This is a genomic window from Azospirillum melinis, from assembly GCF_013340935.1.
In the GTDB taxonomy this organism is placed as follows: domain Bacteria; phylum Pseudomonadota; class Alphaproteobacteria; order Azospirillales; family Azospirillaceae; genus Azospirillum; species Azospirillum melinis.
On the sequence record NZ_WHOS01000007.1, the window covers coordinates 1 to 15,344 of the forward strand.

Below are 15,344 nucleotides of genomic sequence, written 5' to 3' on the forward strand. Positions count from 1 at the left end.
CGGGGTACGGCGCGGGGGACGGCGGGGCGCTCATCGTTCGAGCCTCGGGTTCAGGGTGTCGCGCAGATGGTCGCCGGCCAGATTGATGGCAGCCATCACGGCCAGCAGGGCGACGCCGGGGTAGAGGCTGATCCAGGTCTCGCCGGACAGCACGTAATTGCGGCCGTTGGCGATCAGCAGGCCGAGCGACGGCTCCGTCACCGACACGCCGAGCCCGAGGAAGCTCAAGGTCGCCTCCAGCGCGATGGCGCGGGCCACCTGGGTCGTGGCGATCACCACCAGTGAGGGCAGGCAGTTCGGCAGCACATGGCGCAGCAGGATGCGCCATTCCGGCAGCACCAGACAGCGGGCGGCCTCGACATACTCGCTCTTCAGCTCGACCAGGGCGGCGGAGCGGGCGGCGCGGGCGTAATAGGCCCACTCCACCAGGATCAGCGCCAGCAGCACATTGCCAATCCCGCGGCCGAGGAAGGCGATCACCATCAGGGCGATCAGGATCGACGGGAAGGCCAGCTGCAGGTCCGCCAGCCGCATCAGCGCGCTGTCGGTCCGGCCGCCGGCCTGGGCGGCGGCCAGCCCGACGAAGGTCCCGGCCGACCCGGCGACCAACGCCGACCCGATGCCGACCAGCAGGCTGAGGCGCAGGCCGTAGAGGATGGCGGACAGCATGTCGCGCCCCTGGTCGTCCGTGCCCAGCCAATAGGTGCCGCCGGCACCGCCTGGCGAGCCCGGTGCCAGCCGTCCGTCCAGAACGTCGAGCTGCGTGAGGTCGAAGGGGTTCTGCGGCGCGATCCACGGCGCCAGCAGTGCCGCGCCGGCCAGCAGGAGGAAGACGGCGAGGCTGCCCAGCGCCACGCCGGAGGTGGCGAAGCCGCGCCAGACCGTCCCGACGGAGGAATGCGGGCCGTGCTGCCGCTCTCCCTGCTGCTGCTCCCCTTGCGGCGGGGCCCCCGCGGCGAGGCTCATCTGCCGGCTCCCGTCGCGGCGTCCGCCGGGCCGACGCGCGGGTCGAGCAGCCGGTAGAGAAGGTCGGCCAGCAGGTTGACGGTGACGAACAGCAGCACGACCGCCACCAGATAGGCGACGATCACCGGCCGGTCGAGCACCTGGATGCTTTCGATCATCAGCCGGCCCATGCCCGGCCAGGCGAAAATGCTCTCGGTCACCATGGAGAAGGCGATGGTCGAGCAGAACTCCAGCCCGATCACCGTCACGATCGGGATCATGATGGCGCGCAGGATGTGGACGCCGACCACCCGCGACGGCGCCAGCCCGCGGGCGCGGGCGAAGCGGACATAGTCGAGATGCACCACCTCGCGCACGCCGGCCCGCGTCAGCCGCAGGATCAGCGCGACCTTGAACAAAGCGAGGTTGGCGGCCGGAAGGGCCAGATGGCGCAGCCCGTCCAGCGTCGGGAACGACCAGTCCACCCCGAGCAGCGCCAGCGTGTCGCCCCGTCCCGAGCTGGGCAGCCAGCCGAGCCGGACCGAGAAGCCCACCACCAGCATCAGCCCGACCCAGAAGGTCGGCAGGCTCAGCCCCACCACGCTGCCGGCCATGATCAGCCGCGAGAGGAGGGCCTGCGGGCGCAGCCCGGCGAACAGCCCCAGGGAAATCCCGGAACCGGCGGCGATCAGCAGGGCCAGCACCGACAGTTCCAGCGTCGCCGGCAGCCGTTCGAAGACCAACGACAGGGCAGGGCGGTTGTAGATGAAACTGCGTCCGAGATCGCCCTGGGCCGCCCGTTCGAGGAACAGGAGGTACTGCCGCCACAGCGGACGGTCGAGGCCGAAGGCCACCGCGATCCGGGCGCGCTCGGCCGCGTCGGCGTCGGGCGGCACCAGGATGTCCACCGGATTGCCGGCGACGTGCAGCCCGGCGAAGACGAGAAGCGTCATCGCCAGCACCACCAGCCCGGCCTGGAACGAGCGCCGCAACATCCATGCAAGCATGGCGGGAATCCTAGACCGGCTCGGTGAAGACGGCGTTGGTGTGGCCGAAGGCGTTGCCGGGAATGAAGCGGACGTGGGTCTTGCGGCCCGCCCAGTTGAAGCGGGGGAAGAAGACCGGGATGATGCCGGCATCCTCGTCCAGCGCCGCAAGCGCCTCGCGGATCAGCCCGACGCGACGCTCGGGATCGAACGTGCGCAGAGCCTCCAGCAGCGGGGTGTCGACCTTCGGGTTGGAGTAGTGCTGGCGGTTGAAGGGGCCGGCGCCGGTGTCGGGATTCCTGGTCAGCGCCACTTGGCGCAGCAGCTCCGCGCTGTTGGTGGTGGCGTAGGTCGTCATGAACAGGGCGAACTCGCGGTTGGTCGCGCGCGAGAAGAAGGTGGCGATGGGCAGCGTCTCAACCTTGGTGTCCACGCCGATGCGCGAGAAGCCCTGCGCCACCGCCTGCAGCACCGCGACGTCGCTGGTGAAGAAGCCGCTCGGCCCGTGGATGGTCAGGCCGAAGCCGTCGGGATAGCCCGCCTCGGCGAGAAGCTGCCTGGCCCGTGCCGGGTCGGCGGCGGTGCCCTGGCCGAGCAGCAGCTTCTCGACGATCCCCTTGCGGTCGATGGCCAGCGACAGGGCTTGGCGCACCCGGACGTCCTTCAGCGGGTTGTGGTCCAGCGGCTTGCCGGTTCTGTCGGTGACGAAGGGCGACTGGTCGCGGCTGGCGTCGGGGAACAGATAGACGCTGGTGGCGCTGGCGACGCTGAAGATCGCCAGACGCGGGTCGGCCGCGAGATGGGCGACGTCCTGCACCGGCACGCCGTCGATCAGGTCGAGATCCCCCGACAGCAGTCCGGCGACGCGGGCGCCGGCGTCGGGGATGAAGCGGGTGCGCACCCGGTTCCAGCCGGTGGGCGTGCCCCAGAAATCCGGGTTGCGTTCAAGCTCGATCTGCTGACCCACCGTGAAGCCGGCGTAGCGGAAGGCGCCGGTGCCGACCGCCAGCTTGCCGGCAGTGAAATCCGCCGTCGCCGCCCCCGCGTGGATCCTGCGCGACAGGATGTAGAGGTTGGTGAAGTCGCGGTCGAGGTAGGGGTTGGGCGTCTTGGTGCGGATGCGGAAGGTGGTGGCGTCGATGGGCTCCACCGCCGCGATGTTGCGGACGTAGGGCACGAAGGAGCCCGGACTGTTGGGGACGGCCGGAACCCGCTCCACCGTGAAGGCGATGTCGTCCGGGGTGAGCGGCGTGCCGTCGTGGAAGCGGATGCCGGGCCGCAGCTTGAACTCCCAGGTCAGCTCGTCCACCGCCCGCCAGGACTGCGCCAGCAATGGCCGGACCCGGCCCTCGGCGTCCTCGGTCACGAGGGGATCGAAGATCTGCCGCAGGGTCTGGTTGTTGGTGGGTGACTGGTAGAACTGCGGGTCCAGCGAGTTCGGCGCCGAGATCGCGCCGATGGAGAGCGAGCGGGGGCTTGATGCAGTCGTTGTCGGGGCCGTGCCTGTCGGGCTGGCGCCCGGCGCGGTCGTGGTCTGGGCGAAGGCGGCGGTCGGCACGAGTCCGGCCATCGCACCCAGGAAGGTGCGGCGATCCATGATGGTCTCCAGGGGAATGGGGCAGCCGGCAGAGGGTGCCAGGTGCGCGGCGCGGGCGTCAGGCCGGCGCGCTGCGATTGGCTGGACAGGAAGCGAAAGAGAGGAGGCGGATCATCCAAAGGCATCCCGTCAAATCGATGGGAAAATCATACTTGCTGAATAGGAAATAGGCGACCGCACAAATCCGGACGGCGGCTGTTCAGCGCTGAACAGCCGCCTTCCCGTCCCGCTTACGGGGTTTCCGCCGCCGTCCGCCCGAAGCCGACCGGCTTTGCCGGGGCCTGCCACTGGAGGCGGAAGAGGCCGCGGCTGTTCAGGTTGTTGACGACGAGGGCGCCGATGGTCAGGCCGGCCCCCGCCAGCTCGGCCTGTCCGAACTCCCGGCCCTGGGCGAGGCCGATGGCGAAGGCGGTGATGGGCACGAGGTTGATGAACAGGACGCCGTTGATCGGGCCGAGCAGCCGGATGCCGATGTTCCAGCTGAACACCGCGAGCACGGCGGCGATCAGCACGAGGTAGGCGATCTCGCCACGCACCGTCCACACCGTCTCCGGTGTCGGCACCGTGATGAAGCCGCTGGCGGTGGCGAGCCCCGTCACGGCGACGATGGTGACGGTGCCGAGCGCCGCGCTGAGCGCGGTGTAGCGCAGCGCCGACCAGCCGGGGACCGATGCCGCCCCCAGGGTGTAGACCACCCAGCTCGCCGCCCCGGCGAGGATCAGCAGGTCGGGCAGCAGGGCGCCGCCGCCGAGCGCCGACAGGCTGCCCCGCGTGACCACCAGAGCCACCCCGGCGAGCGCCGCCGCGATGCACAGGAAGGTGACGCGGCCGGGTTTCACGCCTTTGATCGCCCAGGTCAGCAGGGCGGTGATCAGCGGCATCAGCGCCATGATGATGGCACCATGCTCGGCCTTGGAGTTCGCCAGCCCGACGAAGGCGAGGATGCTGAAGCCGGCGAAGCCCATCGAGCCGTAGAAGAACAGCTTGCCGCCATGGCCCTCCAGGGCGAAGGCGCGCAGGCCCTCGACCTTGGCGAGGATGCCCAGCAGGATGATTGAGGCCAGCCCGTAGCGCAGCAGCGTCAGGTGGAAGCCGTCGATGCTGGCGAGCGCGGCCTTGGCGACCGGGAACATGCCGCCCCAGGAGATGGCGGTCAGCGCCAGGAGGGCGATGCCGAGCAGCACGCCATCGGCCTTGCCGCCGGGCTTTGCCGGCTTGGGCGGTGCCGTTCCCCTCGCCGTTCCCCCGGCCGTCCGCTTGTCCGTCCGGTCGCCGGCCCGGAGGATGGCGTTTTCCAGCTCCGCCGCGCGGACCTTGCCTGAGGGGCTGTAGGGGATCTGGTCGAGCAGCTCGAAGCGGGCCAGCGCGACGCGCTCGCGCCGGACGATCTCGCCGACGCGCGCCTCCACCTCCCCGGCCGGGACCGCGGTCGACGCCTTCAGCACCACGGCGCAATGGACGGCCACCGGGCCGGGGGCGGCGCTGCGGACCAGCGCCACGTCGTCGACGCCGCGGATCTGGCGGATCGCGTTCTCCAGCGCATAGAGGTTGACGCTGTCGGCGCCCTGCGAGCGGTTCAGCAGGAACAGCCGCCCGTCCTCGTCGAGATAGCCCGCCTCCGAGGTGACGAGATAGCGCTCGCCGTCGATCTGCACCTTGTTGGCGGCGGCGCCGAGATAGCCGTCCATGTTCATGTAGCTGGCGATCGCCACCGATCCGACGATGCCGGCCGGCACCGGGCGGCGCTCGGGGTCGAGGATCAGGATGCGGTTGCCGTCATAGACCCGGCCGACGCTGGCCGGATGGGTCAACAGATCCGCCGGCTCGGCGATGGTGTTCACGCCGGTCTCGGTGGTGCCGTAATACTCGTAGACGACCGGGCCGAGAACCTGGAGCGCCTCCTGCTTGGCGGGGGCGGGGAAATGCTTGCCGCCGACCAGCACGAAGCGCAGCTGGTTGGGGGTGACGCGCGCGCGGTTCTGGGCGACGTGGCGCAGCACGCCGGACAGGATCGGCGGGGTCATCGTGCTCGACGTGATCCATTCGCGGCGGATCAGCTCGGCGGTCTCGACCGCGTCGTCGGGCGGGGCGAGCACCAGCGTGGCGCCGAGCTGGAGGAACAGCCGCGCCCAGCCGCCGCCCGCCGCGTGGTAGAAGGGGATGGTGGCGAGGTGGCGGTCGGCCGAGGAGAAGCCGTAGCGCGCGGTGAAGTAGGCGAAGCGGCGGGCATCGAAGGACCCGTTGCGGATCACCGGCTTGGGCCGCCCGGAGGTGCCCGAGGTGAAGGAGATCGCGCGGAACGGCCGGGCCGGCGCGCTGGGCGGGCGCCGCCCGGCCGACAGCCCGCGGAAGGCGGCGTAGCCGGTGGCGCCGGGAAGCTGGTCGTCGAGGTCGATGACCGGCCGTCCGCCGGCCAGGGCGCGGGCGTTCAGGCCGCGGTCGGCCAGGAAGCCCGAGGATACGATCAGGCAATCCGCCTCGATGCGGTCGAGCAGATCGGCCAGCGCCTCCTGCGTCAGCGAATAGTCCAGCCCGCACAGCGTGCTTTTCAGGGTGGCGGCGGCCGAGGCGGCGACCACCAGCTCCGCCCGGTTGTGCGAGAGGAAGGCGATGGTCCGCAGCTCGTCGATGGCGACGGAGCCGGCCAGCCCCTCGGCGGCGTCGCGCACGGCGTCGGCGTACTGGCTCCAGCTCAGCACCGTGCGGCCGGCGATGACGGCGGCGTGGTCGGGCCGCGAAGCGGCGATTTCCTCGATCCGGGAAAGGGGAATCATGGCTCGTCCCTTAGCGTGCGCGGTTTTCGATGGTGTAGATGCGGGCTCCGGCCGACTGCACGGCCTCGATCCGGCGCAGCGTGTCGTCTCCGATCTCCTCGCCCGGGACGATCAGCGGCACGCCCGGCGGGTAGGGGATGATGAAGGAGGTCGAGATGCGCCGCTCCGCCGGCGGCGGACGCAGGCTTCGCTGGATCGCCCTCAGGGCGTCGAGCAGGGCCAGCACGTCCTCTTCGAGCACGCCGATGTGGATGTTCAGCAGCAGCGAGGTCGGCGTGCAGCGGTTCACGTAGAGGGCGTGCTGGCTGTACAGGCGCTCGCGCAGTTCCGGGGCGCCGATCGACAGGCCGGACACCCGCAGCGACAGCTTGGTCGGGTCGATGGCGACATGCCCGGCCAGCGCGACGGGAGGGGCGGCGGCGTTGACCGAGAAGGCGCCGAGGTCGGGGTCGGCGGCGACGCTGTCGGCGACGAGGCGGGCGAGGCGCAGGGAGCGTTCGACCAGCGCGTCGCCCTCCAGCTCCATCTGGGCGCGCGCGAGGTCGAGCGAGGCCAGGATCTGCTGGTTGGGCGAGGTGGTGTGGTGGCGGTAGCGCGCCAGCCGCAGCCGCTCCCCCAGGGCCGGATCGCCGGCGTAATGGATCAGCGACGCCTGGCGCAGCGCGCTCAACGACTTGTGGGCGGAGTGGGTGGCGACGACGTTGAAGCGTTCGAGCGCCGGCCCGGTGCTGCGGGCGTGCAGCGCGGTGCGGACCCGCGTGCTCTCGTGGAAATAGCTCCAGGCGCCCCAGGCCTCGTCGATGAAGATGTCGGTCAGGGACGGGCTGGCCTCGGCGAGCGCTGCGAGGATCGCCGGTATGTCGTAGACGACGCCGTCGTAGGACTGGCCGTTCAGGACCAGCAGGTCGTAGGGCGCGCCCGCCCGCTCGGCCGCGGCGGCGCGGTCGACGATGTCGGACAGCGCCAGGGCCGCGCGTTCGGAATGCTCGCAGAACACGCGCGGTTCGATGTAGTCGACCGCCGCATGCTTGTCCGACAGGGCGAAGTGGATGGACTGGTGGGTGCCCTTGTCGGCCAGCACGCGGGCGTCGGGCTTGGTGACCAGGGCTTCCAGCGCGATCTGGTTCGACGCGGTCGTTCCCACCGTGACGAACAGCGTGCCGGTGGCGCCGAAGGCGCGGGCAGCCAGCTCCTCGGCTCTGGCGAGCGAGCGGTGGGGGAAGAAGAAGGTGTCGAGCGGCGGCGCCGTGATCGTCGTTTCGCTGTACAGCCCGCTGCCGAACAGCGCGTCGAACGAGGGGGCGAGCGGCGAGGTCCGGATGGAGGCGCGCCGGCCGATCGGCAGGGCATGGAACGACGCCCGCGTGCCGGCGCTCGCCGCCAGCAGGGCGTCGGCGAGCGGCGTCTCGACCGCGGGCCGGGCGGCCGGTTGGCCCGCGGACCGGGTGGTGATTTGGTCGGTTGGTTCGGACATGGGATGGAGCTCGCTCTTGGTTGGTCGCGCATCCGATGCGGCCAGTTTCAACGAAACATCGGTGTTATTATTGTCGTATCTATACTTGTTTTGTAGGAATAACGAACGCAGGCCAGCCGCTTGTCCAATAAAAAATTCTGAAGCCAAGCATCGGCAGAAATGATGCGTCAGAGAAACAAAAAGTATTTGACGCGATTTGCCGTCAATGAGCTTTTTGTATATTCCGTATGGAACGGGAGTTCCGAGAATTCATTCGTATTTTATTTTGGGAATTTTGAATGGTGACGATTGTGTGTTGCGGTGTGGAGCGGATCGCGCCGCACGCAGGAGGGGCACACGCTGCCCGGCTCGCCACGTCTCCGAAACCTGGCAATAACGGCCCGGGCGATAACATCATAACTAAATGTAAAATATAAACATCTATCACTTATTTTGGTGTGATAGCTTGCAAAATAATATTTTCAGTCGGTAAATTGGTGCTCCCCAGGGCGGGAGCCGGGTTGCCCGCCCCTCCAATATCTCGGGAAAAGGCTGTGGGCGAAGGTTGCACAGCCTGGAATTGCCACTTCCCCGCTTCGGCGCCGTGCCCATGGAGGGCATCCACGGAGGCGTTCATGGAACTCCATCATTTGAAGACCTTCACCACCGTGGCCCGCGAGGGCAGCCTGACGCGCGCTGCGCAGCTGCTCCTGCTGAGCCAGCCCGCCGTCAGCGGCCATATCAAGGTGCTGGAGGATGAACTCGGCACCGCGTTGTTCGAGCGCACGGCCAAGGGCATGCAGTTGACGCGGGAGGGAAACCTCCTGCTGGAGGATGCCGAGCGCACCCTGGCGGCGGCCAAGGCCCTCGTCACCCATGCCCGGACCTTGCGGAGCGACGTGGCGGGACCGGTGGCTCTCGGCATCGCCGGCGATCCGGTGGCGCTGCGCCTGGGCCTCCTGCTGTCGCGCCTGCGCAGCGCGCATCCCGGACTGAAGGTCCAGGTGTCGCACCATGTCTCGGCCGACGTGGTCGAGCGGGTGCTCGATGGACGCCTGGAGGCGGGATTCGTTCTCGAAGAGCGGCCGGACGGCGCGCTCCGCCATGTCCGCATCGCCACGGTGCGGCTGCGCATCGCCGGCCCGGTCGCGTGGCGCGCCGGCATCGAGGACGCGAGCTGGGGCGATCTCGCCGCGCTGCCGTGGATCGGCACGCCACCGCGATGCAGCTTCCATCGGATCGCTGCCCGCGCCTTCGCGCGGCACGGCGCGGTTCCCCGCACCGTCATCGAGGTCGACCAGGAAGGCGCGCTGAAGGGCCTGGTGATGGATGGGCTTGGGCTCGCCCTGCTGCGCGAGGACCAGGCGCTGGCGGCCGAGGCGGCGGGCGAGGTCGCCCTGTGGCCGGGGGAGTGCCTGGAAAGCCACCTCCATTTCATCCTTCCGTCCGGGAAGGAGCAAGAGCCGGCGATCCAGGCGATGCGCGACGCGGTCCAGGCCGTGTGGGCGCAATGAGTGTGGGCGCAATGGGCGTGGGGTATTTGTGTGCGATGGGGGCGTCAGGCCCAGGCGCCGCTGTCCCTCACCACCACCGCGAAGCGGTCGGCGAGCGCGGCGAGCACGGCCCGGTGCAGCGCCTCGGCCGGAATTGTGCCGCCGCCGGGGGCGGGCAGGTCGCGCGTCGCGCTGGCGGCGTCGACCATCGTCGTGCGCCAGCCGAGATCGAGCGCCGCGCGCACCGTGCTGCTGATGCACATATGGGTCTGGAAGCCGGCGACGATCAGCTCCGTCCGGCCGGTGGCGCGCAGCCGTGCGTCGAGATCGGTGCCGGCGAAGGCGTTGGGCAGGCCCTTCACCACGACCGTCTCGCCGTCATGCGGGATCAGCGCCGAGACGATGGCGGAGAACGGGCCTTCCGGGTTGAACAGCGCGCCGCCCGGCTTGCCGTGATGGACGATGTGGAACACCGGCACTCCGGCCTTGCGCGCCAGGGCCAGCAGCCGGCCGGCCTCGGCGACGGCATCCTCGACGCCGGACAGCGGCAGGCCGCCCTCGGTGTATTCGCGCTGGGCGTCGATCAGCACCAGGGCGGCCTTGTCGAGGGGGCTGGGGGTCTGCTGGGCGCCGGCCAGGGCCAGCAGGGTCTTGGGTTCGGGCATGGGGACATTCCGGAAGAGGGGGAACGGATGAGTCAGTCTGCTGTGTTCAAGCCCGCCCGGCCATCCGCCAGGTTTGCGCGATGACTGTGCAGAAACAGACAGCGTCGCTCAGCTGGGACGACGTGCGGATCTTTCTGGAGCTGGCCCGCACCGGCAGCCTGTCGGCGGCGGCGCGGGGCCTGCGGATCAGCCACGCCACGGTGGGCCGCCGCGTCGCCGCGCTGGAGGCCGATCTCGGGCGCACCCTGGTGGAGCGGCGGGCAGACGGCTACGCCCTGACGGTGGAGGGGGAGGCGGTCTTCCGCCTGGCCGACGGCATGGACGAGCGCGCTCTCGCCATCCTGCGCCGCGGCGGTTGGGAGGAGGGGCTGACCGGCACCGTGCGCCTGACGGCGACCCAGGCCCTGACCGACCGTTTCCTGGTGCCCCGGCTGGGGCCGTTCCGTGCCCGCCATCCCGGCATCGATCTGGAGGTGACGGTGGACAACCGCACGCTCAGCCTGGCGCGGCGCGAGGCCGATCTGGCCATCCGCATGGCGCGGCCGGAGCATGGCGATCTGGTCGCGCGCCGCCTGTCGACGGTCGCCTATGGCCTGTTCGCGATCGCCGGCGCCCCGGACGCGCTGATCGGTTACGACGAGGCGCTGGCCGACCTTCCCGAAGCCGTCTGGCTGGCCCGCCACGCCAGCGGCCGGCGCGTTTCCTTCCGCTCGAACAGCGTGCAGGCGCAATTGGCGGCGGCCAGGGCCGGGTTCGGCGCGGCCCTGCTGCCGGTCTGGCTGGCGGCGGGGGAGACGGAGCTGCAGCCTGTGGCGATGGCGGGACCGCCGCTGACGCGGGAACTCTGGCTGGTCCTCCACCGCGACATGAAGGAGGTGCCGCGCGTCCGCGCGGTGATCGACCACCTCGTCGCGCTGTTCGAGGCCGGCCTTCAGCCCCCTGGCGGCACCGTCTCCACCCCCGCCTATGGGGCCGGCTGTGCAGATTTGAACTTCCATAGTTCAAAAATAGGAAATTAGAAAATTTCGCAGCGAGAGTTAAACGGCAAGGTGGGATGCCCGAAACCGATACACAGGAGACACCGCCGATCATGTCGCTTTTCCCCGAATACGAACGCTACGACGCCATCGGGCTGGCCGGGCTGGTGCGCGACCGGGCGATCAGCCCGCTGGAACTGATCGAGGAGGCGATCCGGCGCATCGAACTGATCAACCCGGCGATCAACGCGGTCGTCCACACCCTCTATGACGAGGCCCGGTGGGTGGCGGCCGCGACGGACCCCTCCGATCCGCTGGCCGGCCCGCTGGCCGGGGTGCCGTTCCTGCTGAAGGATCTGAACATCCTCTACAAGGGCCAGCGGACCAGCAACGGCGGCCGGCTGTGGCAGGACAACGTCGCCGACCATGATTCCACCATCACCGCGCGCTATCGGGCGGCGGGGCTGGTCGTGCTCGGCTACACCAACACCGCCGAGTTGGGGCTGGCCTGCGAGACGGCACCTTCGGCTTTCGGGCCGACCCGCAATCCGTGGGATCTGTCGCGCAGCGCTGGCGGGTCGAGCGGCGGTGCGGCGGCGGCGGTCGCCGCCGGTCTGGTTCCCGCCGTGCATGGCACCGACGGCGGCGGCTCCATCCGCATCCCGTCGTCGAACTGCGGCGTGTTCGGGGTGAAGCCGACCCGCGCCCGCAACCCCTTCGGTCCCGACAACGGCGAGGGGTGGAACGGCCTGTCGGTCCATCACGCGATCACCCGCTCGGTGCGTGACAACGCGGCGTTGCTCGACGCCACCCACGGTCCGGAACCGGGCGACCCCTACGCCGCCCCGGCCTTCGCCGGGCGCTTCCTCGACGCGGTGACGCAGGAGCCGCCGCGGCTGCGCATCGCCTTCCAGACCACCGACCATGGCGGCGGCGCGATACACCCGGATTGCGTGGAGGCGGTGCACGCGGCGGCCAGGCTGCTCGCCGATCTCGGCCACGAGGTGGAGGAGGCACGCCCCGCCATCGACGCCGAGGCGATGAAGCGCGCGACCCGAATCATCGTGGCCTCGAACATCGCCAACGTGCTGCGCCTGCGCGGCGAGGCGCTGGGTCGCCGCGTGATTGCCGAGGACGTCGAACCGATCACATGGCTGTGGGCGCAGGAGGCGCAGTCCTACAGCGGCGAGGATCTGGCGCGCTCGGTGTGGACGATCCATCGGCTGGCGCGGGTGCTGGGCAGCTTCTTCCAGCGTTACGACGTGCTGCTGACCAGCACCTTCGCCGCGCCGCCACTGCCTCTCTACACCGTGGACACCAGCAGCACGGACCTCGACGCCTATTACGAGGGGCTGCGGCGCTACAGCGCCTTCACCTCGCTGTACAACTGCACAGGCGTGCCTGCCGCGTCGGTGCCGCTGCACTGGAACGCCGAGAATCTGCCGATCGGCGTGCAGATCGCCACCCGGCTGGGCGAGGACGCCCTGCTGTTCAGCCTTGCCGGGCAGCTGGAGCGGGCGCGCCCCTGGCACGACAGGCGTCCGGACATCCGCTGAGTCGATCGGGGCCGGCTCGAACCCGGAACTGCGGTGCCGATCCGGCCGGCCTTCCAGAAACCTGATCTTCGGCAATCGGGGGCAATCGGGTTATCGAAATGACCGATCTTGGAAAGAAGCTTCAAAGCCTGCGCCGGACCCACGGGCTGTCGCAGCGTGCCCTGGCCAGACGGTCGGGACTCAGCAATGGACTGATCTCATTGATCGAAAAGGACAAGATCAGTCCGTCCGTTTCCTCCCTGGAGAAAATTCTCGACAGCTTTCCAATCGGTCTGGCCGACTTCTTTGCGATGCCGTCCGGCGCCTTCGCGGAGTCCGGTCTTGCCGGCCGCATGGACGAAGGGACATCGACCTGAGGGCATGGTCCGGCAATCAGGCAATGGCCGCAACGGCCTGCTGAAGCTTGCCGGCGGCGATCGCTCTCTCCAGCCGCTCGAAGTCCGGTCCTAGCGAGCGGTCCTCGTCCAGCGTCGCCACGAGGCCGCGGACGAAAGCGTACACCGTACCGGTGCCGGCGCCGAGAACGAGGGGGCCGCGCAAATCCACCGCCTGGGCTGCCGCCGTCAGTTCGATGGCGGTCAGCCAGCGCAGCCGTTCAACGATCTCGCCGGTCTTGGCGACGACGGCGGGCGCCATCGAGGCATGGTCCTCGATCCCGTCGGCCACCGGCAGGACGCCAAGCGAGGCCGGCAAGGCGAGATGGCGGATTTCCGCCTCCAGCGCAGCAATCGTCTTCTGGACGGTGGCGAAGCCGGTGCGGCTCTGGCCCTGCGGGGTGAGGAAGCGCGGCAGATCGGACACCGTGGGCGACATCAGTTTCATCGTGCGGTGGGCCGCCATGGTCGCTGCCTGGGCCAGCGCCTGTCCCAGCGCCTCGAAGCGCAGGACCAGGGCGGTCATGTCGAAATTGCCGTTGTGCAGCATTCCCTCCCCGGCATCCTCCCCGGTTCCCGCTTCGGCCACCACCAGCGGGTTGTCGGCGGCGGCGTTCAGTTCGATAGCGACCGGTTCGCGCGCGGCCTCCAGCGTCACGCGGACGGCACCGTGGACCGGGGCGAGGCAGCGGAAGCTCAGAGGGTCCTGAAGGCGCCTCGCGGCCCCCGGCTGCTCCAGGGCACTGCCGGCGAGCAGGGCCCGCAGCCGGGCCGCGGCCTGCGCCTGTCCGGGGGCGGGCCGTGCCTGCTGGACGCGCGGGTCGAGCGGCTCCAGCTGTGCCCGGAACCCTTCGCAGCTGAGCGCCGCCGCCGCGTCCAGCGCGTCCAGCGCCACTCGGGCATCCTCCAGCACCAGACAGCCCTGGCCGACCGACAGGGCGTTGGCGACGACGACGGCGTGGCCGTCCTTGAGGCCGAGGACCGGCGGCGTCAACCCGGCGCGGGCCAGCGCGGTGTCGGCCGGCAGGATGTCTCCACCGACCTCCGCCTCGGCCTCCGGGTCGCCGAGCAGGGCGCGGCCGAGATGGGCGAGCGGGGCAAGGTCGTCGGCGCCGATGGAGCCCTTGGACGGCACCAGCGGATGGAAGCCGGCATTCAGCGCGGCGACCAGCGCCTGCAGCATCGACGGCGACGCCCCGCTGCCGCCCGCGGCATAGCCGGCGGCGCGGACCAGCATCAGCGCGCGCAGGATGTCGGTCGGCAGGCGCGGCCCCACCCCGACGGCGCGGGCCGGAACCGCCCGGTGCTGGAAGGCGATGAGATCGTCAGCCGTCAGCCGGGTGTCCACGCCGGCCCCAAGCCCGGTGGTCAGGCCATAGACCGGGACCTCGGCCCCGGCCAGCCGTTCGACCACTGCACGGGCTGCGGCGATGCGCGGCGCCACTTGGGGAGCGAGGGTGACGGTCCGCCGCTGCCGCGCCACCGCGACCACCGCCTCGATCGTCAACGGGCCGGCGCCGAGCGCCAGAGAGTCCTGCCGCATTTCCAGTTCACATCTGTAGTTTCCTAATCATTTTCCTATTGATTGGCACGCTATTTGTCTATCAATTTAATCGGCTAAAATATGAAAAACACAGATCGATGGTGAAATATGGCGGTCGCGGGGGAAAGCGGGAAGGGCGGGGCGCTGGCCGCCAATGCGCGGATGTACGCGCCGAACGCCCAGGCTGCCGACGCATGGCGGGCGCTGTTCGACTGGGTGTCGGCGCGGTCCGGCGTGCCGCTCGTGGTGCTCGACCATGGCTTTCCGGCCCGGCTGGAGGATCTGTGGAGCCGTGACGATCTCGGCGCCGCCTTCATGTGTGGTTGGCCCTTCGTGCGCGCCGGGTCCCGGCACCGGATCGTTGCCGCCCCGGTGCCGGCGGCGGCCCGCTATGGCGGGCGGGCGGAATACCGGACCGACTTCGTGGTGCGGGCGGAGTCCGCCATCCACCGGCTGGAGGACAGTTTCGGCGGGCGGCTGGCCTTCACGGTGGACCATTCCCATTCGGGCTACAACGCCCCGCGCCACCATCTTCTGCGCTTCCGCAAGGCGGACCGCCCGACGCTCTACGCCGCCACGGTCGGCCCCTGCGTGACGCCGAAACGGGTGCTCGACGCCGTGCTGGACGGCAGCGCGGATGTGGCGCCGCTCGACGGCTACACGCTGGAGCTGATGCTGCGCCACGATCCCGAACTCGGACCGCGCATCCGCATCGTCGCCAGCACCGATCCGGTGCCGATGCCGCCGCTGGTCGCCAGCCCGTCGGTCCCGGACGGGGTGGTGGAGGCCTTGCGTGCCGCCTTCCTGGCCAGCGGCGAGGCGCCGGCCCTGGCGGCGGTGCGCGAGGCGCTGGTGCTGGCCGGATTCGCCGTCACCGATCCGGCGGACTACGCCTTGACCGAACGCTGGGCCGCCGAGGCGCTGGCCGCCGGCTATCCGGCGCCGGCCTGACCTCCCATTCATCCGAAACGCGCGATCACC

General features: G+C 70.0%; 12 protein-coding genes. 5 read left to right on the top strand and 7 right to left on the bottom strand.

Annotated features, from left to right (window positions below; translation table 11 throughout):
- Window positions 1–30: 30 nt before the first annotated feature.
- From GBZ48_RS07345 to GBZ48_RS07365, 5 genes are all read right to left on the bottom strand, one after another.
- A complete protein-coding gene (locus GBZ48_RS07345; RefSeq protein WP_174470426.1) occupies window positions 31–966 on the bottom strand; it encodes an ABC transporter permease in 936 nt (311 codons plus the stop codon).
- Entirely contained in the window at window positions 963–1,952 is a 990-nt protein-coding gene (locus GBZ48_RS07350; RefSeq protein WP_174470427.1) for an ABC transporter permease, read from the bottom strand. Before GBZ48_RS07350 ends, GBZ48_RS07345 begins: the two co-directional genes overlap by 4 nt.
- Window positions 1,953–1,962: 10 nt before the next feature.
- The gene (locus GBZ48_RS07355) at window positions 1,963–3,528 is read right to left on the bottom strand and encodes an ABC transporter substrate-binding protein (protein ID WP_174470428.1); all 1,566 of its coding nucleotides are present in this window, start codon (window positions 3,526–3,528) and stop codon (window positions 1,963–1,965) included.
- Between the two features lie 230 nt (window positions 3,529–3,758).
- On the bottom strand, window positions 3,759–6,302 hold the full coding sequence (locus tag GBZ48_RS07360) for an AMP-binding protein (protein WP_174470429.1): 2,544 nt from the start codon (window positions 6,300–6,302) through the stop codon (window positions 3,759–3,761).
- A 10-nt stretch (window positions 6,303–6,312) separates the two neighbouring features.
- Window positions 6,313–7,776, bottom strand: a complete 1,464-nt coding sequence (locus GBZ48_RS07365) for an Orn/Lys/Arg family decarboxylase (RefSeq protein ID WP_174470430.1) — start codon at window positions 7,774–7,776, stop codon at window positions 6,313–6,315.
- 614 nt (window positions 7,777–8,390) lie between these two features.
- On the opposite strand from GBZ48_RS07365, the gene GBZ48_RS07370 reads away from it, so the two are divergent.
- The gene (locus tag GBZ48_RS07370) at window positions 8,391–9,269 is read left to right on the top strand and encodes a LysR family transcriptional regulator (RefSeq protein ID WP_174470431.1); all 879 of its coding nucleotides are present in this window, start codon (window positions 8,391–8,393) and stop codon (window positions 9,267–9,269) included.
- Between the two features lie 44 nt (window positions 9,270–9,313).
- Here the strand turns inward: GBZ48_RS07370 and GBZ48_RS07375 are convergent, their stop codons facing one another.
- On the bottom strand, window positions 9,314–9,913 hold the full coding sequence (locus GBZ48_RS07375) for a cysteine hydrolase family protein (RefSeq protein ID WP_174470432.1): 600 nt from the start codon (window positions 9,911–9,913) through the stop codon (window positions 9,314–9,316).
- Between the two features lie 80 nt (window positions 9,914–9,993).
- Here GBZ48_RS07375 and GBZ48_RS07380 point away from each other — a divergent pair, with 80 nt between their 5' ends.
- The 3 genes from GBZ48_RS07380 to GBZ48_RS07390 all read left to right on the top strand — a co-directional run bounded on the left by GBZ48_RS07380 (window position 9,994) and on the right by GBZ48_RS07390 (window position 12,802).
- Window positions 9,994–10,932, top strand: coding sequence for a LysR family transcriptional regulator (locus GBZ48_RS07380; RefSeq protein WP_174470433.1), 939 nt, complete (start codon window positions 9,994–9,996; stop codon window positions 10,930–10,932).
- Between the two features lie 71 nt (window positions 10,933–11,003).
- A complete protein-coding gene (locus tag GBZ48_RS07385) occupies window positions 11,004–12,446 on the top strand; it encodes an amidase (RefSeq protein WP_174470434.1) in 1,443 nt (480 codons plus the stop codon).
- Between the two features lie 98 nt (window positions 12,447–12,544).
- Entirely contained in the window at window positions 12,545–12,802 is a 258-nt protein-coding gene (locus tag GBZ48_RS07390) for a helix-turn-helix domain-containing protein (RefSeq protein ID WP_174470435.1), read from the top strand.
- Between the two features lie 16 nt (window positions 12,803–12,818).
- Here the strand turns inward: GBZ48_RS07390 and GBZ48_RS07395 are convergent, their stop codons facing one another.
- Entirely contained in the window at window positions 12,819–14,363 is a 1,545-nt protein-coding gene (locus GBZ48_RS07395) for an HAL/PAL/TAL family ammonia-lyase (RefSeq protein WP_174470436.1), read from the bottom strand.
- Window positions 14,364–14,471: 108 nt separating this feature from the next.
- Here GBZ48_RS07395 and GBZ48_RS07400 point away from each other — a divergent pair, with 108 nt between their 5' ends.
- Window positions 14,472–15,314: a phosphate/phosphite/phosphonate ABC transporter substrate-binding protein gene (locus tag GBZ48_RS07400; protein ID WP_174470437.1), complete on the top strand. Its 843-nt coding sequence runs from the start codon at window positions 14,472–14,474 to the stop codon at window positions 15,312–15,314.
- Window positions 15,315–15,344 lie beyond the last annotated feature (30 nt).